General features: G+C 66.2%; 1 pseudogene. It reads right to left on the bottom strand.

What is annotated here, in order from left to right:
• Positions 1 to 179: 179 nt before the first annotated feature.
• Positions 180 to 453, bottom strand: a pseudogene (locus AACY52_RS31150) (sorbosone dehydrogenase family protein); the annotation flags it as partial.

Genomic DNA, 453 nt, shown 5'->3' with positions numbered 1-453 from the left:
CTTCCTCGCGCTCTTCGCCGACAAGATCCGCGCGAAACTCGCCAAGGAAGCGCCCAAGCTGTTGGAATGATCCGTCACTTCGGGCTCGTCCCGGCATCCACCGCGACGCATCTCCTGCGGGGGATCGTCTTGGCGCTCGGTGGGCCCCGGCACGAGGCCGGGGTGACCGGGGTGAGGGGTTACTTCGCGCTGACCCGCCAGATCGTGTTGCCCACATCATCCGCCACCAACAGTGCGCCCGTCGCATCGGTGATAACCCCAACCGGACGCCCCTGCGCCTGGCCCTTGGCGTTGAGGAAGCCCGTCAGCACGTCGACCGGCTTGGCACCCTTTTTGGGGAAGCCGAGATCGCCGAACGGCACATAGGCGACCTTATACCCCGACACCGGCACGCGGTTCCACGATCCATGCTCGCCGACGAACGCGCCATTGGCGAAGTTCGGGCCCAGCTTC

This window comes from Pseudomonas sp. EA_65y_Pfl1_P113 (assembly GCF_963970525.1).
In the GTDB taxonomy this organism is placed as follows: Bacteria; Pseudomonadota; Gammaproteobacteria; order Pseudomonadales; family Pseudomonadaceae; genus Aquipseudomonas; species Aquipseudomonas tritici.
This window is presented reverse-complemented; position numbering and strand designations above follow the sequence as displayed.